The sequence below is a fragment of the Zoogloea sp. GDB6 genome (genome assembly GCF_056724105.1).
The window spans coordinates 1116674-1138716 of sequence record NZ_CM161497.1 but is presented as its reverse complement, the minus strand read 5'-3'; the positions used below and the strand labels follow the sequence as shown (position 1 = coordinate 1138716).

Genomic DNA, 22043 nt, shown 5'->3' with positions numbered 1-22043 from the left:
GGGAGAGGCTGGGCGGGGATTTGTTCAGCGTCTCCCTATTAGAAAATACCCCCCACACTCAGGAGCCTCTTTTCAACACCAACACCCAACTCATCGGGAGTCTTTGGGCTACGCCGTTCAACAGCGGGATCATTTTTCGCCTTAAGAACGGCTCAATTGATAGCGCAATCACAAAGCTCAACAAAAGAAGAGAAACAATAGAAACAAGAACACTCACAACAGGGTCTAACCCCAAACTATGGAGAGCCAAGGCTAGAGCAGCGCCAACAAGTTGGTGAATCAAATAAAATGGGTAAGTAGCAAGACCAAATGGTCGAAACGCCTTAGACACGAACCTCGCTGAACTCGAGCTAAAGCGAGTAGAAACAGAGGTATAAATAAACAACAAAGAACCCAGCCATACAGCAGCAGGAATTGGCCATTTCTCACCGCCAAACGGAGCCTTGAGAACAGCCTCACAAGCTACATCCATGACGCCACCAACCAACATAAATAACAAGACACCAATCCACTTCGCATCACGCCGAACAAATGAAATTTGCCACAACAAAACACCAATAGCAAATTCACAGCCATGCCTTACTAACAAGAGCTGGGCAGCCCTGCCTCCCATAAATCGCAAGTCACCAGTAAACATATAAATACAATAGTGATATACGTTATAAACAACACTAACCAAACCAACAATTGAAATTACATATTTAACCAAATCAAATCGGTCGAATATCAAAAAAACCAGAACAAGGCTATAAAAAGAAATTTCAATTCCCAACGTCCAATAGACACCATCAATCCATGGCCCAACAGGGGAAAAAAATACACTCCGAAACCATTGAAGCAAAGATTCAAATGGCGCCACATGCCCCGCCAGCAGCACGACAAACAATGTTATAGAGGCGCACACCAAGGCAGCCGGGAATAGACGCAAGACTCGACTTTTAATAAAACTAGACGGAGACGCATTGTGTGCGCTAAAAGCAATAACAAAACCGGATAGTACAAAAAATATCTGAACCCCAACCCAGCCAAACCAAGTGAAGTCCGCGTATTTCTGAAAATCAAAAGCCCCATTTGTAATTTTATATGGAGTACTCCCTTCATGGGAAACCCAATAAAATAGATGGAAAATACTTACAAAAACCGCAGACAAGAATCGCAAGAGATCTAAACCAGCGATGCTATTTTTCATTTTCATATCCAATGAAAGCTCCTTGAAAACAGGAACCAACAAGCCGACCAGCCCAACAGCCCAACAGCCCAACAGCCGGTCAGCTAATGAAAAAACGAATCAAAGATCAACAGTCCCCGTACTCCTGAATCCACGCGATCAGCGCCCGCGTGGACTGATCCAGCCCCTCGCTATCCGTCTCACCAGTCAAGGCCGGCAGCAGGCGGCCGGCGAGCTGCTTGCCCAGTTCCACCCCCCACTGGTCGAATGAGTTGATGCCCCAGATCACGCCCTGCACGAACACCTTGTGCTCGTACAACGCCAGCAACATGCCCAGGTAGTAAGGCACGATGCGCGGCAGGATGATGGTGGTGGACGGCTGGTTGCCGGCAAACACCTTGTGCGGCAGCAACGAGGCCATCTGGTCCGCCGGCACGCGGGCGGCCTCCAGTTCCGCCCGGGCTTCCGCCTCGGTCTTGCCGAAGGCCAGGGCCGCACTCTGGGCCAGGAAGTTGGCCATCAGCGGCGCCTGGTGCCCCGGCAGCGGGAAATCGCTCTGCGCACTGGCGATAAAGTCACAGGGCACCAGCCAGCCGCCCTGATGCAGCAACTGGAAGAACGCGTGCTGCCCGTTACTGCCGATCTCGCCCCACACGATGGGGTTGGCCTGACAGGACAGCGGCTGTCCATCGCGCCCCACCGTCTTGCCGTTGGACTCCATCTCCAGCTGCTGCAGGAAGGACGGCAGGAAGCGCAGCGACTCATGATAGGGCAGCACCGCACTGGTACTCGCCCCGAGGAAATTGGTGTTCCACACCCCGATCAGCGCCATCAGCACCGGCAGGTTGCGCTCGAACGGCGCCTCGCGGAAATGGTTGTCCATCGCCTGCGCACCGGCCAGCAAACGCTCAAAACCGTTCATGCCGATCGCCAGCGCAATCGGCAAGCCCACCGCCGACCACAGGGAATAACGCCCGCCCACCCAGTCCCACATGCGGAACACGTTAGCAGCCGGCAGTCCGAAAGTCTGGGCCTTCTCCATGGCCGACGTCACCGCCACGAAATGCAGCGGCAAAGCCCGCACCGCATCATCCCCCGCCGCCGCACACAACCACTCCCGCGCCGTGTGCGCGTTGAGCATGGTCTCCTGCGTCGTGAAGGTCTTGCTCGCCACGATGAACAGCGTGGAACGCGGATTCAGCGAATCCAGCAGCTTGGCCAGATGCGCACTGTCCACGTTGGACACGAAATGCATCTTCAGCCCCTGGCGCTGATAAGCAGACAGCGCCCGCACCACCGTCTTCGGCCCCAGATCCGACCCACCGATCCCGATGTTCACCACATCGCGGATCGCCTCGCCGGAAAAGCCCCGCCACAGCCCACCACGCACTTTCTCAGAGAACTCGCGCATCTGGGCCCGCACAGCACGGACTTCGGGCATCACGTTGCAGGTGCCGGACGGGAACACGCCCGGCTTCATATAACGGAGGGCGGTGTGGAGAACAGCGCGGTCTTCGCTGACGTTGATCTTGTCGCCGGCAAAGAGGCGAGCACGCCAGGTTTCCAGATCGGCGGTCTTGGTCAGTGCGAGAAGCATCTCGATGGTGCGCTGGTCGACACGCTGCTTGGAGAAGTCGACGAGCATACCTTCGAGTTCGAAGGAGAGATGAGCAAAACGATCAGGATCTGACGCGAAAAGATCTCGCAAATGAGATTTCGCGGATTCTTCGCGGTGAGCTACGAGCGCATGCCACGCAGTGGCTTTGGTATTCGACATCGCCATCAATTCCAACGTTATACAAGGGACCCAAGACAATCCGATCAGGGCTGATCAATCGCTTCCAAACAAATCCCGCGTATAAACCTTATCGAGCACATCATCCAAAGCGCCGGTATGCCGGTTGGCGATGATCACATCAGCCTGCTGTTTGAATTCCGAAAAGTCATTCACAACGCGGGAATTGAAGAACTCTTTCTGGTTGAGCACAGGCTCATGAACAATAACCTCAATCCCCTTAGCCTTGATCCGCTTCATGATACCTTGGATGCTGGATGCACGGAAATTGTCGGACCCCGCCTTCATGATCAATCGATAAATACCGACCGTCTTTGGCCTACGCCGAATAATCTCGTCCGCAATGAAATCCTTGCGGGTCGTGTTCGACTCCACAATGGCATGAATCAGATTCTGGGGCACGTCTCGATAGTTGGCGAGCAACTGCTTTGTATCCTTCGGCAGGCAATACCCACCGTAGCCAAAGCTTGGGTTGTTATAGTGACTACCGATCCGGGGATCAAGACACACGCCATCGATGATCTGGCGGGAGTCTAGGCCATGAGTCGCCGCGTAGGTATCCAATTCGTTAAAGTAGGCTACGCGCATAGCCAAGAAGGTGTTTGCAAACAGTTTGATGGCCTCAGCCTCGGTACTGTGGGTCAGCAGTACCGGAATATCCTGCTTGATCGCTCCCTGCTTAAGCAGATCGGCAAACTTTTGAGCGCGTTCGGAACGCTCGCCAACAACAATCCGCGAAGGATGAAGATTATCGTAGAGCGCCTTCCCCTCCCGCAGGAACTCCGGGGAAAAGATCAGGGTCCGGCAACCGAAAGCGTCACGTGTCTTTTCTGTATAGCCCACCGGCACGGTGGACTTGATGACCATGAGCGCATTGGGATTAATGGCCATCACATCACCGATCACGGCTTCAATGGACTTGGTGTTGAAGTAATTGGTCTCGGGATCGTAATCGGTGGGTGTTGCAATCACCACCACCTCAGCACCTTCGTAGGCTTCCCGCTTATCAAGGGTGGCGTGGAAGTTCAGTGCAGGATTGGGCAGGTACTCCTCGATCTCCTTGTCCTCAATAGGCGACACTCGGCGATTGAGCAGTTCGACCTTCTCGGCAACAATATCCAACGCAACAACCTCATTGTGTTGAGACAACAGAATGGCGTTGGACAGGCCTACATAACCGGTACCAGCAATAGCGATTTTCATGATAGTTCCTGATGAATTAATCAATAAAAGGTGTTGTGGCCAAGTCCAGCGTCAGCGGCGCCCGTAGATATCCTTGAAGTGAACAACGCCATTCTCACTCAAGCAGCGACAGCCCGGTTGCAGCGCAATGATCTCCAACGGTCCCCTGCCCGAGTTGATCACGAAAATACGAGTTCCTGACAGGAATGCAGGAGGGCTCGCAACGCCTGAGGAGGAAGGTCTTGTTGCCTTTAGTGTCTTCGACGGTTCCCGTCATCACAATCCAGTGCTCTGCGTGTTCATAGTGCGCCCGCAGACTGAGCCTCCACCACAGAGACAACCATGCCACTCACATCAAAATAACCTCAACTATCGGTGGAAAAGCCGTACCGATCTTGCAGGCGATAAAGATAGATCTTGAAGTGAGAAATGACAACCAAATTAAAACCTATCTATACATTGATCTAAAGACCCTCACCTTTGAATCAACAGCAACCTCTATAGCATACGCAAAAAGCATAGAAATGGCAAAGGAAAATAAAATCAGGGACAAAACAGGAAGGTAAGGCTTTAGATTCTGAATTACGACATAATGAGTAAGATAGATTGAATAAGAATAAAAACCAACCCTTTTCACCCAATCAAGATTCAGAAATCTAAAAAAAATAAAATCAGGATTTGATATCGAGAACTTAAAAATAAAAATCAACGCCACACCTTGAACGGTATAACGAAGAGTTTCTCTAAAAAACTCACCTCTAATAAAGAGAGTACCCAGCAAAACAATCACAAAAAATGAAAAAACATATGCATTTTTTGCTTCAAATTTAGAGAAATGAACTTTGGGGGACCACCATAGAGCAAGTATGCACCCAAAAAGAATCGAATCAATTCTTGTATCCGTAGCAAAATATGTTCTGGAAGAATCAAACCCATCAGACGTCGCCAGAAAAACACGCCAAAGAAGGATAAGAAAACATAGCCCAGAAAGAAAATAAGCAGCTTGACGCCGACTAAACCAATTCAAAAGAACAACCAACAACGCTGGAAAGAAAAAATAAAAATGCTCTTCAACGGCTAACGACCAAAATATCCCCGTACCTAGCGGTATCTTTTCACCACCATCAAAAAAAATAAGAAAATAATTAGCAAAATAAAACAACTGCGAAAAAATCCCAGCAAACGTAACATTACCCTCTAATGCCCCGGCGTAAGCTAGCGCGTAAACCACAACTAAAACGAGAATCAAAGGCGGGGAAAGCCTCAAAAGACGTCTTATATAAAAATTTTTAAAGTTTAGTTTTCCATTTGACTCTATTTCCCTAAGCATTAAAGTCGTAATCAAAAACCCGCTTAGAAGGAAAAAAATAGTAACCCCAAGCCCGCCAGGAACGATATGCCCTAGCCCAGCATGACTGATGAAAACCAAACCAATTGCAACAGCGCGCCATCCATCAAGGGACGGAATTTCGCAACTCGTCACAAGCAAACCCTGCTTTTCCATATTTCACCATCCATGCCATAACACTAAAAATCAAATCAGTTTGAGGCATTGGCCAAAGCCAGTCAGAAATCACCATGCTCACGGGACCAAGCAAGCAACCCCAAGGTGGACATATAACCCGCAAGACTGCGTTTTTTCTGTGGAGAATCTGTAGTAAGCGACCTCACCAACTGTCTCACTAGAGCACCCGCACACTGGCCGAAGAAATTCTGTACGACCCGAACAAATACTTCGTTCTTTATTTAATCAAAAACCCGAGGAGTATATCCAAGCGCAGATTCAGGCAATCGGAATGCAGAATCCAAATTCGCCACACAAAAACTAATTAGCGCTTTTTAAAAAAACAACGCAAACCTTGAAAATCAAGGAAAAACAGAACAGCGCAATAGCCAATACATCCAACCGTAGCCGAAAAAACCATTGAGAAAACACTTTTTTCAAAAAAAGCAAAACCTTCAAATGAAAAAACAATAACAAAAACACCCAATAGAACAGGAAGCAAATCAGCCACCCCAATTCGAAAACACTTTAATCTGAAAAGCAGCGCCACCGAGAAACACAAACCTAGCAGCGCCGCGAAGAAAACCAAACGAACCCATACCAATAGATCCACTCCGCAAACCAAGCGCATCAACTCACCACCAATGGGGATAGCAAGCAATGTTACGAGTGGGCCTAAAAGGGCAAGCCGCGACTTCTCAATGGCCAGAAACATTGGGTCCAAGGCGTACTGCCGAATAATCAGTAGAAATGCAGTGCCAACGGACCAGTTCAACGCTTGCTGGTAAGAGTCCACGTACTTCTCCGGGGCCAACAGAGGCATTACTACCGGCTGAAGCAACACAAATATCACGACAACCGGAGCAATCGCCGCCAGTTGAAGATAGAACTGGGGCATCAACTGCTCTGCGGAGATATTCCCCCTGTTGCGGTCGGCCATTGAAAACATTTTCTGCATAAGCAGAATATTGAGCGCCAAGCCCACCACCCCTAAAATCTTTATCGACAAATCGGATATCAGAATCGCGCCCGCGGCCTGAGACAACCCAAGATAGACAACAATCAAGGAACGATACAAGGTGGGAAACAATGACGATGCAATCGACCCACAGGCCGCCCAAAAACCGAATCGGATCAAGAACCGTAATTCTACGGGCGAGTATTCACCACCACGGATACCCGACCACTTTCGGACAGTCAAAATTGCCAGCGGAAACGCCGAAGCCATGCCAATCAGGGCCACCCAGGCTTTCGGCATCAACGACACTAGAGCAAACAACAGCACCAGGCTCAACAAGGCACGAATGATCGCCGTAGAGCCATAAGTAAAGCTTTGCTCATTCGCGCGCAACCAGGCCTGCCCGCCCTCAAACCCGCCTTGCATCGCCGCGTAGACCAGTACGCTGGCAATAAAAAAAAACGGAGAGAACCAATAACCTCCAATTGCGCAAGCAGCCGCAAAAAAAAGCAACAGTCCGGCGCCCCACTCATACGCACGGAAAAGGCAACAACGACGAGAATACGTAATCCCCTCGTCACCGATACATGCGTACCTGAGGACTCCATATCTCGCCCACTCGAAAACGAGCGTTGCAATAAAAATCCCAGATGCCCAGCCAACGGAAAAGAGCGAATATTCATCAACCTCTAAAAACCGCGGCAAGAGGACTTGCGACAACAAAGCCGCCGAATTAGCGATGACGACAGACAGAGGAACAGCAAACTTTCTCAACACAATCAACGACCCACTTTCAACTCACCATTCCAAAATGGATGCAGTACTTCGGACGTTCGATGAGCCGTTCCCGTCATGCAAGCCCCCACCTGCTGAACAAGTCCACAGTCCCGAGGAAACTTGCCGCTCGATTTCTCCTTGCGCAACTCACGCGAGAAAACGATTCGAGAAAGAGCATCTCCGACGGGCAAAGATGAGGCCCAAGCCACAACGCTGCCAGGCGACGGTGCAGATGGACGAAGCTCTCGTAGCCTTTCCGGAACGCGCTCATCCGTAAATCTATTGTCGACAACTGACACGGCATCTTCGTCTGCACCAAAATCCTCAAAACCCAGCGCCCCTTTCACTGGCGAAACAAACAGGTTTCTCGCGAGGACAACATCTTTCCATTTCAGTGCATGGGAAGCGTTTGTCTTAACAAAGACGCTTCTACCATTTGAGAAAAACGAGTTTGCGTAAATGTAAAGCCCTTTGATCCCAGGCCCCCAGTCAACGCCAAACTTGAGTGGGTAACCGTTACGTCTGCTCCCGCCGCTGATTACCTGCCGATCCGCAAAAACCCAATTATCATACACATAAACAGGCCCTGGTGCATTGGACCCAACGCTAATTCCAACATAACAGTCCGAGAAGAAATTTGAGAAGAAACGCAAATTTTGACTAATGCCTGACTCCAGCTCGACGCCGTCATCCATTGCATTACGGACCATATTGTTGAAAACCTGGACATTTCTTCCTTGGACTCTCAACCCATCCCACTGCCCATCAACCACAATGCCACGCACAGCACTGTTATCGGCGATAACTTCAACGCCAGCCCCCCGCATCGGGCCACCGTCCTCACCCGGGCCGCCTTTCGCGTCTAGATATCCTTCGTTCCAAGGCCAATCAAAATTCCATCCATTTAGAACATAACTGTCGGCAACCAGAATTTCGCTCGGACGCTTCTTTTCATCACCTTCAACTAGAATTCCTTTAAAGGTGTTTACTACAGTTAACTTTTCGAGAATGACACTACTCACATCAGGCGCGAGATAGATACCGGCATACCCTCCCCCGTCCACTGTAATGTTCCGTATCTCAACACCAGAGCTGTCTCTAACAGAAACAGCGGCCTCGGCCACAGGAACAAAAATATCAAGGCACTTGAGACCGCAGGGATCGGCGGTTCCATAAAAAACCGAAGTTTCGGTTCGAACCACTCCGGGCCCTCTACGCTGCGCGCGCAGTGCATCCAGATCGTGATAACTGGGATAGAGACGTCCTGAGCTAGAGAAAGACCAACTCAAAAACGAATGCCGCCTCTCCCCCTTCCACTCAAGGGGTAGTTCCCACAGGCCTTCTGCTATCTTTCTCCATCGCAGATCGGAACCATCCAAACGCAGAGCGCTGGTGAGAACCACATTTGCACCGGGCTCAGCCTCGATCACCAGCGGTAACTTGCTCGACGCGCGCTTCCCTGCAACCTGCAAAGTCTCACGGTAAACACCAGAGCCAATTCTTATGACATCGCCGGCTTTAGCCTGATCGATAGCAGGCTGGATACTGGAAAACCGGGCTGTGTGCCCCTTCTGATCCAGCAAAGAGACTGCTGCACAAACTGCAGAAGCATGCATGCAGCAAACCAAGAAAAAAAAATTTCTCACGACTGAAAGCATGCTTCCTCCTTTAAAACTAAACCCGTCGCCTTATCAATTCTTTAAAAAAAAGAAACGGAAAAACGACCGCCCCCTTTGCATATCGCTTCATCAAACGCTTAGGCTCCGACGCCATTCGATGAAGCCACTCAAGCCCTGCCTTCTGCATCCATTCCGGCGCCCGCCTTTTATTTCCAGCAAGGAAATCGATCGTTGCTCCGACGCACAACGCCACCTTGACGTTGAGTTCAGGCGCGAAACGTTGTATCCAAAGCTCCTGCTTTGGAGCCCCCAAGCCCAGAACGAGGACATTCACACCGGAGGCGTTGATCATCTGACAAATCTTCTCGCACTCTTCAGGATTCTTCTCAAAGCCAAAAGGAGGGCTATAGAGGCCGCAAACTTTAACGTTACGCCACTCCCTTTCGATTCGAGCCGCCGCAATTTCAGCAACCCCAGGCAGCGCGCCAAGGAGAAAAACACGTTGCTGCACATTCCCCCCTCGATCCGCCAAATCGAACAACCGAGGAACAAGTTCACTGCCAGGTACACGCTCGGGTAAATTTACGCCCAGGAGTTTGGCTGCCAAAACCACAGGCCAGCCGTCAGCCACGATTAAAGAAGAGTCTTTATACGCCGAAAAGAATCCAGGATTGGAATCCAGCATGAGTACATGATCCACATTCGGCGTGACAACATAACGGCAGCATGTTGAATTTGACGCCACCCACGCTCCAACGATATCAACAGCCTGCGACATATTGACCTTGGCGATATCAACGCCAAAAACTCTTCCAGAGTCGAGCTTGCTCATTTGCATAAAAAGGCTCTCACCCAAACAGGGATTTCATTTTTCGATAAAGCGCGGTCTGAAAATAGTCGAATATTTCAGGATCCTGAATGCGGGGCGCTTTCCCAAAGTAGGACTTAAAATAACCTTTAAGATACTCTCGAGCATTAGAATAACGCCCCAGGCTGATTATCTTCACGGCCCGAATAAGCACATAGGGCAGCGTTACGCCGCGGTAGTAGCTTGAATAACCGTAGTAGTCGTACCTGGATTTCTTCCCCATCTCCCGACAACGGTATATGAGGTCGAGGTGCGGCTTTGCCGTATATCCACGGACCACCGCCTTTGTAAGCGAAAGCGTATCTGCCGATGGGCCTACAACATAACCGACGCTGGAGAAACATTCCCAAGTCCATAGGCGGCAGTTACCACGAACCCAATCTCTGGCCTCTCCATCAGGCTCCCCGTTATCGAAAACGCCGACACCACTTGATATCGCCACATCGTCTTCTGCCATTCTGCCCGTGAGTTCCGAATAATAGTTTTTATCCGGAAAGCAATCCGCATCAAGAATGCCAACATAGTCTGGTTGATCGACTTCACCGACCTTGACCATGTTTAACAGATTGGTAAAACCATGATTGACGACCGTGGAGTACTTGACCCCCAGTGCATAGGTCTCCTGCGGTAACGTGAAGGGAAGGATGATCAGCTTGTCAACATTAGCGGGTGCTGGCTTTGAAGCCAGAATCTCCGCACTGCCATCATCACTTCCATTCTCCACGATCACCCACGTAGAGATGCGAACGCCTTGACCTGCAATTGACTCATACAAGGCCTCAATATTGTCCCGCTCGTTCTTGAGGGGGGTAACCAGTGCGATCTTGCTCACTCAAAATCCTTTAACGAACAGAAGACGACCGATTTCGGTTTATAAGACTCAAAATTGCGATAAAAATCACCACCGTTGGCAGATGGACAATTACGTTACCTATCGACATCTGCAATGCGACAAGAAAAACTACCGCAAATGCTCTTCCATTCCACAAAGCGGGTGCAAAAAAGTAGGCATAGAAAACAATCAAGCCAACCCATCCGCGCTCAACGAGGACTCGCAGATAATCGTTATGGGGATCCACGATCATGTAGTCATAGAAATAATTGCCAGCCCCCATCAAGCCAGGACCAATACCGAACCACTGGGAGAGCCCTTTTTCAACAGAGAAATCGCCATAGATGGCAATCCAGTATGTGACTCGCCAGACAAACGACCCATCGGCCCCGAACGCCTGAGCACTCGCACGCTCTTCCAAGTCCAAATCGCCTACCACCAGAACTTTCTCCAGAAGCTCATCAACGATGCCGAGGGCAACAGCAACGGAAAGTCCCAACAAGATGACGACACCAGCTACAACCAAACTCTTTGTGTTGATACGTCCACTAAAAGCCAACCCAAAGCCTAGCGCCAGCAGTGCATTGATTAATCCCCCCGAACTCTTGCTGAGCAAAACCAATGCGAAAAGTGCTAATGCAAAAAACCATTTTTTGAAAGAACTCGTTCTTTCAAAAATCAAAGTCCACGCAATAAGGAGAGACGAAACGTACGCAAGATGATTTGGATGAGAATAAAAACCCTGCAGTCGATCCATCTGCAGCGGCAGCAAAAGCCCGCCAAATAAAGTTACGTATCTCGCAAAAACAAAGAATGAATTTTGAACGGAGAAACTTGCGCGACCAAAAAGAATCGCAATAACGATCCACCCTAGTACCTTAAAACACTCTTGAAAATACAGCAGAGCATCAAAGTGTGTTGCAAGCCCTCCTGCAATAACAAAATACAAAAATATTGCAAGAAAATTTCTAACGACCCCCTTATTTTTTACAACGTTCAAACGACCGCTTAAGGTCAGCGCAAACGCATACAAAATATAAAGGGCATAGCCCCCCCCCTGAGTGAAGATCGCGACAAAATAAATAGCGCACAGCGCAATCAAGTTGACGTTGGCAGACAAAAGGCCTTGTTCAGCCCCTTGCCTGGCACGTCGATAACCCACGGAGTTAACGCTCATAAATGAAAACAAAGAATATTACTTTGCTTGTTTTCCATAGGAATAATTGTAGACATAACCTTTGTAGCCATATCGGTAGCGTTGCCGATTGGTATCCAGATCATTGAATACAAAACCTTTGACCTGTACCCCAGACTGATAGAGCCGCTTGACTGCTTGCTCCAACTCTCGAATGGGATGGCGCCCAGCACGAGACACCATCAGCGTGGCACCAACATGACGTCCGATTATAGCGGCATCAGATACAGCCAGGATAGGCGGTGCATCTACGATCAAGGTGTCGAAGCGTTCGCCCAGCTTTTCCAACAACTCTTCGAAGCGCAAATGCATAAGCAATTCCGAAGGATTAGGCGGAATTTGACCGGTGGTTACCACCCACAAATTCGGGACGCTCGTAGGCTTGATGACTTCATCAAGCGTAGCCTCGGAGGCCACAAACTCCGAGATACCTATTTCCCGCTTTAAGCCAAACTCCTTGTTAATGTGGCCACGGCGCAAGTCCGCATCAACAATGACCACTTTTTTGCCCGCCTGAGCCAACACCGCACCAAGGTTCTTAGAAATGAAACTCTTGCCAAGACCAGGGCTGGCACCAGTAATCAGCAAAGAGTTCTGCTGTGCATCGAGAAGGGCAAAATGAATGGTGGTACGCAAGCTGCGCAGACTCTCGATGGCATCGTCCTCTGGGTTGGAAATAGCAAGCAACCCCCCCCCATCCTTAGCAGCCTTTCCGCTCTTGCTAATGGAGACTTCCCCCTTGCTATGAGGAATGGATGCGTAAACAGGAAGGCCTAACTTGGACTCAATCTCTTCCGGATCTTCAACAACGACGCTAAGGGCGCGAACCAGCCAGACGACCCCAAAACTTGCAATCAACCCGAGGAGACTACCAATCGCAAGAATGGCGATCGGCTTCAAGCCAATCGGCAGTGTTGTCACCGCAGCCGCGTCAAGGATGCGCACATCACCAATGGTTCCCGCTTTGGTGACCCGCAACTGCTGCGCTGTATTTACAAGGTCTGTGTAAAGCGTTGTGTAAACTTCCACATCCCGCGCCAGACGCAGCACCGTTTGCTGAGTATCCGGCAACTTGGAAATCGCACCGTCAAACTGAGCGCGACGGGCCTTGAGCTTATCCAGTTTGGCATCTGCCGCCAGAATACGCGGGTGCTCCGAAGTAAAATACTGACGGAGTTCGTCCCGCTCCTGCTTCAAGGCCACGATCTGGTTGTCCACATCGACAATGGAGCCCAGTACGCTTTGGGTCTCGATGGACAAATCAAGGGAGCCGCGATTCTGCCGATAACCGTTATACGCGGCCTCTGCCGCATCGAGCTGACGCTTGACCTCAGGCAACTGGGTTTCGAGGAACTTGAGAGTGTTCTCAGCCTCTGCGGAGCGGCGTTCGACATTCTGACGCACGTAGGTATTGAGAATGTCATCCAGCACTGCGCCAATCTTATTGTCGTCTTCGCCTTTCAGGCTAACCTCAAGAATGCCGGATTTCTTGCCCCGTTCCTTGATTGCGTACTGCTTGGAGAGCCTGTCTAGGGCTTCGTCAGGCGACAAACGGATAAGCTTGAAGCGTGTGCCTGGGCGGGCCACAACCTTCGGAACAAAGATGGAGAAGCCCTTGGCCGAGGCGCGCTCACCAATCTTGCCTGTAAGGACTGGTTCGTCATCATCCGCAAACAATTCAAAGCGCCCGCCGTCACCGAGCACGAACTTCAGCTTTTCATCCAGCCAGTCACGTGGAACCTCCAGTGAGTCCACCTGAATTTCCTCGCCCCCCCAACCAAAGCTGGAAAGGCCGAACCAGGGGCTGCTTACGCCCTCATCTTTATAACGGCGGGCGATAGCTTGACCAATGATTGGGAAATAGCGCGGTTCAGCTTCAATGTTGAGGCGCTTTTTCTGAATGACCTTTTCCAATACCAAGCGGGAATTGAGGATTTCCTGCTCGGCGGCGACAGTAGTATCTCCGCCAATACCCAGCAGCGGCCCCAAGTCTTTGAGGGCAGACATAGCACTACTGCCTCCGGGCCCTTTCTCCTCAACCTGAACCAACGCATCGGCGCGATAGATCGGTTTGGCGATAAAGACCCAGGCCGCCCCCAACAGCACCCCCAGCACTGTTACAGCGGCGATGACCCAGCGATACTCCATGAGAATGCCGATGATTTCACCGAGCGCTAGGCCATCTTCACCCTGATCATCTAGCCGCGAATAGATTTGCGGCTGGGGCATCTGAGCAGATTTATGTTGATCGTTTTCCATGAACGGTCCGTAGTTCGTATGTCTCGCATGCACCCGCCACCATGGCTGGGCGGGGCTGTATGAATTGCCGGCCTAAGCCGTAGCTTTCAGACTTAGGGCTGCCGTCCGCCAAACAGCGGGTAACGCGCGTTGCCGGCCTGGTAGAGGGTCTGCGCGGTGGGCAGGATGTTGGAAATCACCCTGTTCCAGCGCACCACGTCGGCGGTATCCACATAGATGATGTCCCGCGGACGCAGCGGGAACTTGTCTGCCAACAGCATGGCATCCGGCGAGCTGCCGTCCAGGTGGAAGAGCTCGGGGGTTTCACTCTCGCCACGCATCACGTAGATCCACTTGGGATTGGAGCGATCCTGGCTGATGTAGCCGGCATCGGCCAGGGCTTCGGCCAGCGTGGAGCGCTTCTTGGTCATGACCAGGGAGCCGGGCTTGGTGACTTCACCGAGGATGAAGACCTTGTTGAAGCTGCGGTCGGAGACGTTGAGGATGTCGCCGGCTTCGAGCAAGGCGTTCTGCTCGGTGGCACCGTTGTCGTACATGGACTGGATGTCCACCCGGTAGGTGATGCCCTTGCGGGTGAGCAGCACATTGCTGAAGTCCGCCTCCTGAGTAAAGCCGCCGGCCAGGTTGACAGCTTCGAGCACCGTCATGGGGATGTCGGTGATGTATTGCTGGCCGGGCTTGCTCACTTCTCCCACCACATAGACGCGCTGGCTGCGGAAGGCCGCCATGCGCACGTCGATCTGGGCTTTTTCGATGTACTTGGAGAGCTTGCTGACCAGCAGTTCGCGGATCTGTCGGGTGGTCTTACCCGCAACCGGGAGTACGCCTACATAGGGATAGTAGATGGTGCCGTTTTCCGACACCACGGTACCGGCCTGATCTGCAGAACGATACTGGCCTGCCGGGGTGGTGAGTTCGGGGTGATCCCAGACGACAATGGTGAGGATGTCACCGGGGCCGACCTTGTAGTCCGGCGGCGCAGGAATGACCGGGGCCGTGCGGCGGCCTTCACCGGCCAAGGCTGATTTGCTGGCGGCGGGCTTGGGCGGTTGGGCACTACGAAACTGCTCGATGATCAGTTCGGCCGTGATCGGCTTGATCTTGACGTTGTCGGGCACGGGTTCAGCCGCGCCCTGCTGCTTGACCGGCAGCTTGACGGCGGATTGTTCGCGCATGGAATAGGCGCGGTCACCGGGCACGACGGCACAGCCCGCCCCCAGCAGCGATACGATGCCGGCCGCGACCAGACCACGGGCAAGGAACTGTGCAGGGGAACAGGAAAAATTTGAAGTGGGCAGGTCTGTGGAGTCGCTCATGGTTCAATTTCAATATGCTGGAGCCGCCTCGCGAAGACCCACCCTGGATGCCCACATGATGTGCAGGCCCCTTCTATGGCACCTTTTCCCATACCAGACATGGGCAGGCGTTCGGTCTTCGGTCTGGCCGACGCCCCCGTTTATAGGTGACGAAAGCATGACCGAGCGGCCGGAGCGCCAATCGCCCCGACACGCTCGAAAAATTTACAAAGAGCCCTGTAAACAGAAATTTATGGGCCCAATCCTAGCATGCAAGCTGGGAATTTATTTCAGGCGAATGACCCGCCTGAGGTGTAAATAGATAACTCTTTGTAAATAACGACATCAACCTGAAACGCGCTTACCCACCAGAACGAGCACCAGCGCCAGGCTGGTCAGGATCTGGGTGAGGCCGACTTCGGTTTCGTCCGAGGTGCTGAGTTCCACCGCCGACACCTTGCCCTGCCCCGCCCCTGCCGGCACATACCGGCTACCGTACGCGGCTCGCTCGGCCGCGCCCCCCTGATCGCCATAGATCAACCCACTGGCCCCTGCGACGATCGTGGCCGCAACTCCACCGGAGACATGCACGCCACCGCTACCTTCACCTCCTGCAGCCCACGAGGGACTTGCAGCCCATATGCCTATGGCTACAACGAATGGAAGAGCAGTCTTGCTTTTCATGATGGCAACACCATGCTGTCAATGATCGATGAATTTTCGTTAGCAACAATCAAGCCAGACAATGCCTCGCAACATTTGAGGTTTGTTAAATTCACAACAATTCATTATGTTGCGGCAAAACATGCTTTTTGCACTTGCAGCATAGACCGCAAAAAAACGTGTTGACTGTTAAATTTTCCGACACTAACTTAAGTTATAGATGGTCCGGCCACCGAAAAATTGACATGACAAAGTACAAACAACTCATGTAACATAAATTATGTCTTTGTTTATTAAAGACTTTAATTTTGCTAACACAAACCATACCAAATGTTCGTGCATTATTTCGCGATCGAGACGGTTTGGTGAATGTACGGTACCTCTACTCCGATGTATGCTGCAACGCAAAATCCCAACGGGATCGACATGTATAGTTCCATCGAGAACCATCACAGTTTTCTGCGCCCCAGCTATACGCTGACATCGGCGATCGAGGCTTTTCTGTACCCCGTGACAGCGGTATTGGTGCTGCTGGCATTGGCGCTGGCCAACGGCCAGCATGTGGGGTCTGCCTACATGGTGCTGGCGATCCTCACCTTCTCGCTGCTGTTCCCGGGGGTCACGCGCTTCAACGAGCGCCCGCGCCGGGTGATCCGCAAGGCGATCACCAGCTGGTTGTTGTTTACGGTCTTGCTGGGCAGCTTTGGGGTTGCCAGCGGCTACATCAACCATTTTCCCCGCCCTGCACTGCTGGGCTGGGTGCTGATCACCCCGTTTGCGCTGCTCACGATGCATTTTGTGGCCCGCCATGTTCTGCTGGGCGTACTGGCCAAAGGCAAGCGACAGCGCACCGTTGTAGTGGGCGGCGTCAATGAGGTAGGGCTGCGCATTGCCCAGCAATTCAGTGACAACCCTTACCTGGGCTGCCGGGTGGTCGGTTTTTTTGATGACCGCGCGCTCGACCGCCTGCCCGAGACGAATGGCTTGCCCACGCTGGGCCGCATCAATGAACTGGCCGAGTTCGTCAAACTGAACCACGTGGACCATATCTACCTGGCGCTGCCGATGGCGAGCCAGCCGCGCATCCTGTCCCTGCTGGACGATCTGAAGGACACCACGGCGTCGATCTTCTTCGTGCCGGACATCTTCGTGACCGACCTGATCCAGGGGCAGCTCCATTCGGTGGGCAATACGCCGGTGGTGGCGGTCTGCGACACGCCGTTTACGGGCTTCCGCGGGCTGGCCAAGCGGCTGTCGGACATCGTGCTGTCGTCTATCTTCCTGGTGCTGCTGGCACCGATCATGCTGGTGCTGGCCATCGGCGTGAAGATGTCGTCGCCCGGCCCGGTCATCTTCAAGCAGCGCCGCTATGGACTGGATGGCAAGGAGATCCTGGTTTACAAGTTCCGCTCCATGCGCACCACCGACAACGGCCCGGTGGTGAAGCAGGCCACCAAGGGCGATCCGCGCATCACGCCCTTTGGCGCCTTCATCCGCAAGACCTCGCTGGATGAACTGCCGCAGTTCATCAACGTTCTGCAGGGCCGCATGAGCATCGTCGGCCCCCGCCCGCATGCGGTGGCCCACAACGAGACCTATCGCAAGCTGGTCAAGGGTTACATGGTCCGCCACAAGGTCAAGCCGGGCATTACCGGCTGGGCCCAGGTGAGCGGCTATCGGGGCGAGACGGAAACGGTGGACAAGATGGAGAAGCGCATCGAGTTCGACCTGGAGTACCTGCGTAACTGGTCGCTCGGCTTCGATCTGTGGATCATCTTCAAGACCGTGGCTGTGGTGTTCAAGGACAAGAACGCGTACTGAGCCTTACCGGCAGCGTAAAAAGACAGAGGCCAGGATCATCTCCTGGCCTCTGTCTTTTTACGCCCTCCGAACACACTGGAGGGCGTCTGCATGGCGCTTGCTCAGCGGCCGCGCGAATCCCCCCAGCGCAAGGGGAATTCGTCGTCACCGACGTAATACGCGTTGCCCTGGCGATTCACGCAGTACTGGGGCGAGATGATCATTTCGCTGAAGCGCTGACCTTCGGCAAGGCGGGTGTACTCGAAGAGGATGCTGCGTTCGACGCGTACGCCCGACTTGAGATGGCTGCCGTGGCCGAGCCAGGTGGGGCCGATGACGGACACGCCCGGGTCGATGCGGACACTGGAGCCGATATAGACGGGACCGACGATCTGCACGCTGTCCCAGGCAATGGAGGTGTTGGGGCCGACCCACACGCCGGGACGGATCTCCTTGCCGGGCATGTCCATCTGGGCGACTTCACCGCTCAGCACGCGCTGCAGAACCGTCCAGTAGTCCGACAGGCGGCCAATGTCGATCCAGTTGAAGAAGCGCTTCTGAGCGTAGAAGGGCAACTCTTGCTCAACGAGCATGGGAAAAAGCTCGCTGCCGATGTCGAAGGCCTTGCCCGGCGGTACAAGCTTGAGGACTTCGGGCTCGAACAGGTAGATACCAGTACTGGCCAGCGTGGACTTGGCTTCCTCAGGCGTCGGCTTTTCCTGGAAGGATTTGACGTGCCCCTCGTCGTCGGCAACGACGACGCCGTAGTTCTGCACCTGATCACGCGGGACGTCGAGGGTGACGACGCTGGCCACGGCCTGCTTGGAGCGGTGTTCGTGGATGGCGGCGCCGAGGTCGAGGTCGATGATCGCGTCGCCGCAGATCACGAGCGTGGTCTCGTCGAAGAAGCCGCTGAAGTCCTGGATCTTGCGCATGCCACCGGCGGAACCAAGGGGCTTGGGCACAACTTCGCCGTGGTCGCGGACGCCTTCGTAGGAGTAACCGATGGAAACGCCCCAGCGGTGGCCATCGCCGAAGTAGTTTTCGATCTTGTAGTGGTTGTAGGCCACGTTGATCATGATTTCGCGGATGCCGTAGCGCGCGAGGTGCTCGATGAGATATTCGAGCACCGGCTTGCCCAGGATCGGAACCATGGGCTTGGGAAGATTCTTCGTAAGCGGACGAACCCGCGTCCCCTGCCCCGCGGCAAGGATCATGCCTTTAGCCAAAACACCACTCCTGTCTTAAGCGGGCCCAGGAAAATTGCCGTTGAGCAGTAGCTCCACTCCCGCGAGTTTTTACAAGGTCTCTTTCGGCATGAATTTTAACATTTCGAAGAACATTGGAATGACGCCGTCGGCATTTTTCGCTACAAAAGATTATGCGCAGGTCAAATCCGCTTGAGCCACACCAGCACCTGCTGATGGATGAGATCGTAGGCGGCCCGGTGGGCCGCTTCGCCGCGGCGGTAGGGATCGGGGATTTCCAGCTTACCCCAGTGGCCGAGCAGGAAAGTTTTGCCGCGAGCGGTGGGATCGAGGCCGAGGACGTAATCGAGATGGTGCTTTTCCATCACAAGGATGAGGTCGGCCCAACGGGTGTGCTCGCGTTCGATCTGGCGCGCACGATGGGCCTGCATGGACACCTGGCGAGCCTCCATGAGAGCGAGCGCGGTATCGTCAGCTGCGTGATCGACTAGGGCGCCTATGCCCGCCGAACGCACGTCCGCTGGGCGAGCGGCATGCTGGAGCTCGTGACGCAGAAGGTATTCGGCCACGGGACTACGGCAGATGTTTCCGGTACAGACGGTCAGGATATTGTGGAACACGGAAGAGGGTCTCGCAGGGACGGATGATCAGTCGCGCATTTTACGCGCCCGCATTGCCATTCGGCATGTTCCTGACGACGAGCTTGCATTGGGGGCGTGGACGTAAAAAAAAGAGGAGCCCTCGGGCTCCTCTTTTGATTGTGGCGGAGTGGACGGGACTCGAACCCGCGACCCCCGGCGTGACAGGCCGGTATTCTAACCAACTGAACTACCACTCCGCGCTGACCTTACCGTTTCAGCTTGTCTAGGCTGAAACTGCCTGCAAATTGCTACAGGACTTGTGTCCTGGCGTCCCCACGGGGATTCGAACCCCGGTTATCGCCGTGAAAGGGCGGTGTCCTAGGCCTCTAGACGATGGGGACCCGGTGCTGCTTAACTTGTGGTGGAGGTAAACGGGATCGAACCGATGACCTCTTGCATGCCATGCAAGCGCTCTCCCAGCTGAGCTATACCCCCACGATACTGCTGGTGCTACTGGCGTCCCCACGGGGATTCGAACCCCGGTTATCGCCGTGAAAGGGCGGTGTCCTAGGCCTCTAGACGATGGGGACCTACAAACTGTTGGCGGAGTGGACGGGACTCGAACCCGCGACCCCCGGCGTGACAGGCCGGTATTCTAACCAACTGAACTACCACTCCGCGCTTCAACCTTCTGCTTCAGCCTGTCGGGGCTGAAACTGCCTGCTTGCTGCTGCAGGGCTTGTATTCTGTGGTGGAGGTAAACGGGATCGAACCGATGACCTCTTGCATGCCATGCAAGCGCTCTCCCAGCTGAGCTATACCCCCACGATACTGCTGGTGCTACTGGCGTCCCCACGGGGATTCGAACCCCGGTTATCGCCGTGAAAGGGCGGTGTCCTAGGCCTCTAGACGATGGGGACCTACAAACTGTTGGCGGAGTGGACGGGACTCGAACCCGCGACCCCCGGCGTGACAGGCCGGTATTCTAACCAACTGAACTACCACTCCGCGCTTTAACCTTCTGCTCCAGCCTGTCAGGGCTGAAACTGCCTGCTTGCTGCTGCAGGACTTGAATCCTTGGCGTCCCCACGGGGATTCGAACCCCGGTTATCGCCGTGAAAGGGCGGTGTCCTAGGCCTCTAGACGATGGGGACCCGATATTGCCGTCTTCTTGGTGGAGGTAAGCGGGATCGAACCGCTGACCTCTTGCATGCCATGCAAGCGCTCTCCCAGCTGAGCTATACCCCCGTCGAAGAAGTGCGCATTTTAGTTACTTATTCACGGTTTGTAAACCCCTTTTTGCATCCAACGTACTTTAGAGCCACACTTTGCCCTGCCAGGACGCAAAAAACCCCGCCTAAGGCGGGGTTTCAAGACCTTTCCGAGGAAAGGAAGCCGATCAGGCAGCCTTGCGGCGGCGCAGAGCAGCCATGCCAGCCAAACCAAGGCCAACCAGGGCCATGGAGGCAGGCTCAGGAACGGTTACGCGGACGCCACCATTGACGATCGAGAAAGTGCCATCGATCTTGCCATCGGTCAGGCTGCCGGGAGCCGCATCCAGCGCAGCGAAGATACCGCTGAAGCCGGTGCCGCCGACATCGGTTTCAGTGACGTCGATGGTCCAGTTGCCGCCGCCCAGGGAGTGGACCACGGACACGCTACCGGTACCGATGGTCGCGCCAAGCGGCCCAAACATGTTGCCGAGCAGCAGGTTGAGCGCACTGGCACTGCCGGTGAAGCTGCCACCGGTCACGGCTGCGCCGTCGGACGTGAAGGTGTTGTTGGTGAAGTCATACACGAAATGCGTGCCAGTCAGGCCACTGCTGGTGATGGCGCCGGTGCCAAGAGAAACCCAGGTCGGGTTGGAGGACACCAGCGGAGCCGGGCCGCCGTAATTGACAGTGACGGTACCTTGGCGCTCGGCGCTGACGAGACCGCTGCTCGGCACGTAGAGATCGACCAGACCGGTAAGGCCGGTCAGCTGAATCTGGTAAACGTTGGGGGTGGCATCAGCGAAGCCGCTGATGTTGAAGCTGCCGCTGAGGTTGGCAGTGGAGGTGAAAACGCCGGCGTTGGCGACGTTGACGGCACCGAAGGTGAGTGCTGCGCCGATGGCGACTGCGAGTTGCTTCTTGATCATGCTTAAGCCCTTTCCGCTGGATTCACAGGGTTGATTTCGAGGACCGCTCACCATCCCATACGACTTCCGGGCTGATGAAACTTATCACGGAAGAAACAAATGCAAGGGCTGTGCCACTTCCATTAACTCCGCGGAATCAATAAAGAAACTCATGCTGGGTTTCCAGCCCAACTGGCATGTGTAAAAAATCCTGACACAA

17 protein-coding genes and 10 tRNA genes are annotated in these 22043 nt (G+C 53.5%); 1 reads left to right on the top strand and 26 read right to left on the bottom strand.

Annotated features, from left to right (window positions below):
• Window positions 1-58: 58 nt before the first annotated feature.
• The 13 genes from AC1PQG_RS05150 to AC1PQG_RS05090 form a co-directional block, all read right to left on the bottom strand.
• Entirely contained in the window at window positions 59-1189 is a 1131-nt protein-coding gene (locus AC1PQG_RS05150; protein WP_481121561.1) for an acyltransferase family protein, read from the bottom strand.
• 106 nt (window positions 1190-1295) lie between these two features.
• Window positions 1296-2945: a glucose-6-phosphate isomerase gene (gene pgi / locus AC1PQG_RS05145; protein WP_481121560.1), complete on the bottom strand. Its 1650-nt coding sequence runs from the start codon at window positions 2943-2945 to the stop codon at window positions 1296-1298.
• A 54-nt stretch (window positions 2946-2999) separates the two neighbouring features.
• Complete coding sequence (locus AC1PQG_RS05140; protein ID WP_481121559.1) at window positions 3000-4166, bottom strand: nucleotide sugar dehydrogenase; 1167 nt, start codon at window positions 4164-4166, stop codon at window positions 3000-3002.
• 94 nt (window positions 4167-4260) lie between these two features.
• Complete coding sequence (locus AC1PQG_RS05135) at window positions 4261-4494, bottom strand: hypothetical protein (RefSeq protein ID WP_481121558.1); 234 nt, start codon at window positions 4492-4494, stop codon at window positions 4261-4263.
• Window positions 4495-4593: 99 nt separating this feature from the next.
• Entirely contained in the window at window positions 4594-5649 is a 1056-nt protein-coding gene (locus AC1PQG_RS05130; RefSeq protein WP_481121557.1) for an acyltransferase family protein, read from the bottom strand.
• Window positions 5650-5974: 325 nt separating this feature from the next.
• A complete protein-coding gene (locus AC1PQG_RS05125; protein WP_481121556.1) occupies window positions 5975-7390 on the bottom strand; it encodes a hypothetical protein in 1416 nt (471 codons plus the stop codon).
• On the bottom strand, window positions 7387-9042 hold the full coding sequence (locus AC1PQG_RS05120) for a right-handed parallel beta-helix repeat-containing protein (RefSeq protein ID WP_481121555.1): 1656 nt from the start codon (window positions 9040-9042) through the stop codon (window positions 7387-7389). Before AC1PQG_RS05120 ends, AC1PQG_RS05125 begins: the two co-directional genes overlap by 4 nt.
• Window positions 9043-9058: 16 nt before the next feature.
• The gene (locus AC1PQG_RS05115; protein ID WP_481121554.1) at window positions 9059-9835 is read right to left on the bottom strand and encodes a WecB/TagA/CpsF family glycosyltransferase; all 777 of its coding nucleotides are present in this window, start codon (window positions 9833-9835) and stop codon (window positions 9059-9061) included.
• A 16-nt stretch (window positions 9836-9851) separates the two neighbouring features.
• On the bottom strand, window positions 9852-10703 hold the full coding sequence (locus AC1PQG_RS05110; protein WP_481121553.1) for a glycosyltransferase family 2 protein: 852 nt from the start codon (window positions 10701-10703) through the stop codon (window positions 9852-9854).
• 10 nt (window positions 10704-10713) lie between these two features.
• Window positions 10714-11865: an O-antigen ligase family protein gene (locus tag AC1PQG_RS05105; protein WP_481121552.1), complete on the bottom strand. Its 1152-nt coding sequence runs from the start codon at window positions 11863-11865 to the stop codon at window positions 10714-10716.
• Window positions 11866-11898: 33 nt separating this feature from the next.
• Window positions 11899-14157, bottom strand: a complete 2259-nt coding sequence (locus AC1PQG_RS05100; RefSeq protein ID WP_481121551.1) for a polysaccharide biosynthesis tyrosine autokinase — start codon at window positions 14155-14157, stop codon at window positions 11899-11901.
• Window positions 14158-14249: 92 nt separating this feature from the next.
• Entirely contained in the window at window positions 14250-15473 is a 1224-nt protein-coding gene (locus tag AC1PQG_RS05095; protein WP_481121550.1) for a polysaccharide export protein, read from the bottom strand.
• A gap of 324 nt (window positions 15474-15797) precedes the next feature.
• Window positions 15798-16136, bottom strand: a complete 339-nt coding sequence (locus AC1PQG_RS05090; RefSeq protein ID WP_481121549.1) for a hypothetical protein — start codon at window positions 16134-16136, stop codon at window positions 15798-15800.
• A 405-nt stretch (window positions 16137-16541) separates the two neighbouring features.
• Here AC1PQG_RS05090 and AC1PQG_RS05085 point away from each other — a divergent pair, with 405 nt between their 5' ends.
• On the top strand, window positions 16542-17936 hold the full coding sequence (locus AC1PQG_RS05085) for an undecaprenyl-phosphate glucose phosphotransferase (RefSeq protein ID WP_481121548.1): 1395 nt from the start codon (window positions 16542-16544) through the stop codon (window positions 17934-17936).
• Window positions 17937-18037: 101 nt separating this feature from the next.
• Here AC1PQG_RS05085 and AC1PQG_RS05080 read toward each other — a convergent pair whose 3' ends face one another.
• From AC1PQG_RS05080 to AC1PQG_RS05020, 13 genes are all read right to left on the bottom strand, one after another.
• Complete coding sequence (locus AC1PQG_RS05080; RefSeq protein ID WP_481115346.1) at window positions 18038-19132, bottom strand: nucleotidyltransferase family protein; 1095 nt, start codon at window positions 19130-19132, stop codon at window positions 18038-18040.
• A 173-nt stretch (window positions 19133-19305) separates the two neighbouring features.
• The gene (locus AC1PQG_RS05075; RefSeq protein ID WP_481121547.1) at window positions 19306-19743 is read right to left on the bottom strand and encodes a low molecular weight protein-tyrosine-phosphatase; all 438 of its coding nucleotides are present in this window, start codon (window positions 19741-19743) and stop codon (window positions 19306-19308) included.
• A gap of 141 nt (window positions 19744-19884) precedes the next feature.
• Window positions 19885-19961: transfer RNA gene (locus tag AC1PQG_RS05070), tRNA-Asp, on the bottom strand.
• 68 nt (window positions 19962-20029) lie between these two features.
• Window positions 20030-20105 (bottom strand) — tRNA-Glu (locus AC1PQG_RS05065).
• Window positions 20106-20123: 18 nt separating this feature from the next.
• Window positions 20124-20199, bottom strand: a tRNA-Ala gene (locus AC1PQG_RS05060).
• Window positions 20200-20218: 19 nt separating this feature from the next.
• Window positions 20219-20294: transfer RNA gene (locus AC1PQG_RS05055), tRNA-Glu, on the bottom strand.
• Window positions 20295-20305: 11 nt separating this feature from the next.
• Window positions 20306-20382 (bottom strand) — tRNA-Asp (locus AC1PQG_RS05050).
• A 71-nt stretch (window positions 20383-20453) separates the two neighbouring features.
• Window positions 20454-20529, bottom strand: a tRNA-Ala gene (locus AC1PQG_RS05045).
• Window positions 20530-20548: 19 nt separating this feature from the next.
• Window positions 20549-20624: transfer RNA gene (locus tag AC1PQG_RS05040), tRNA-Glu, on the bottom strand.
• Window positions 20625-20635: 11 nt separating this feature from the next.
• Window positions 20636-20712 (bottom strand) — tRNA-Asp (locus AC1PQG_RS05035).
• Between the two features lie 70 nt (window positions 20713-20782).
• Window positions 20783-20858, bottom strand: a tRNA-Glu gene (locus AC1PQG_RS05030).
• Between the two features lie 18 nt (window positions 20859-20876).
• Window positions 20877-20952 (bottom strand) — tRNA-Ala (locus AC1PQG_RS05025).
• 151 nt (window positions 20953-21103) lie between these two features.
• The gene (locus AC1PQG_RS05020) at window positions 21104-21844 is read right to left on the bottom strand and encodes a PEP-CTERM sorting domain-containing protein (RefSeq protein WP_481121546.1); all 741 of its coding nucleotides are present in this window, start codon (window positions 21842-21844) and stop codon (window positions 21104-21106) included.
• Between the last annotated feature and the right edge of the window lie 199 nt (window positions 21845-22043).

What these genes read in the sequence shown, in the direction of transcription:
- AC1PQG_RS05080 (WP_481115346.1), bottom strand. Translation starts at nt 19,132, where the DNA reads ATGATCCTTGCCGCGGGGCAGGGGACGCGGGTTCGTCCGCTTACGAAG.
- AC1PQG_RS05100 (WP_481121551.1), bottom strand. Translation starts at nt 14,157, where the DNA reads ATGGAAAACGATCAACATAAATCTGCTCAGATGCCCCAGCCGCAAATC.
- AC1PQG_RS05130 (WP_481121557.1), bottom strand. Translation starts at nt 5,649, where the DNA reads ATGGAAAAGCAGGGTTTGCTTGTGACGAGTTGCGAAATTCCGTCCCTT.
- pgi (WP_481121560.1), bottom strand. Translation starts at nt 2,945, where the DNA reads ATGTCGAATACCAAAGCCACTGCGTGGCATGCGCTCGTAGCTCACCGC.
- AC1PQG_RS05085 (WP_481121548.1), top strand. Translation starts at nt 16,542, where the DNA reads ATGTATAGTTCCATCGAGAACCATCACAGTTTTCTGCGCCCCAGCTAT.
- AC1PQG_RS05140 (WP_481121559.1), bottom strand. Translation starts at nt 4,166, where the DNA reads ATGAAAATCGCTATTGCTGGTACCGGTTATGTAGGCCTGTCCAACGCC.
- AC1PQG_RS05095 (WP_481121550.1), bottom strand. Translation starts at nt 15,473, where the DNA reads ATGAGCGACTCCACAGACCTGCCCACTTCAAATTTTTCCTGTTCCCCT.
- AC1PQG_RS05120 (WP_481121555.1), bottom strand. Translation starts at nt 9,042, where the DNA reads ATGCTTTCAGTCGTGAGAAATTTTTTTTTCTTGGTTTGCTGCATGCAT.
- AC1PQG_RS05090 (WP_481121549.1), bottom strand. Translation starts at nt 16,136, where the DNA reads ATGAAAAGCAAGACTGCTCTTCCATTCGTTGTAGCCATAGGCATATGG.
- AC1PQG_RS05115 (WP_481121554.1), bottom strand. Translation starts at nt 9,835, where the DNA reads ATGAGCAAGCTCGACTCTGGAAGAGTTTTTGGCGTTGATATCGCCAAG.
- AC1PQG_RS05020 (WP_481121546.1), bottom strand. Translation starts at nt 21,844, where the DNA reads ATGATCAAGAAGCAACTCGCAGTCGCCATCGGCGCAGCACTCACCTTC.
- AC1PQG_RS05150 (WP_481121561.1), bottom strand. Translation starts at nt 1,189, where the DNA reads ATGAAAAATAGCATCGCTGGTTTAGATCTCTTGCGATTCTTGTCTGCG.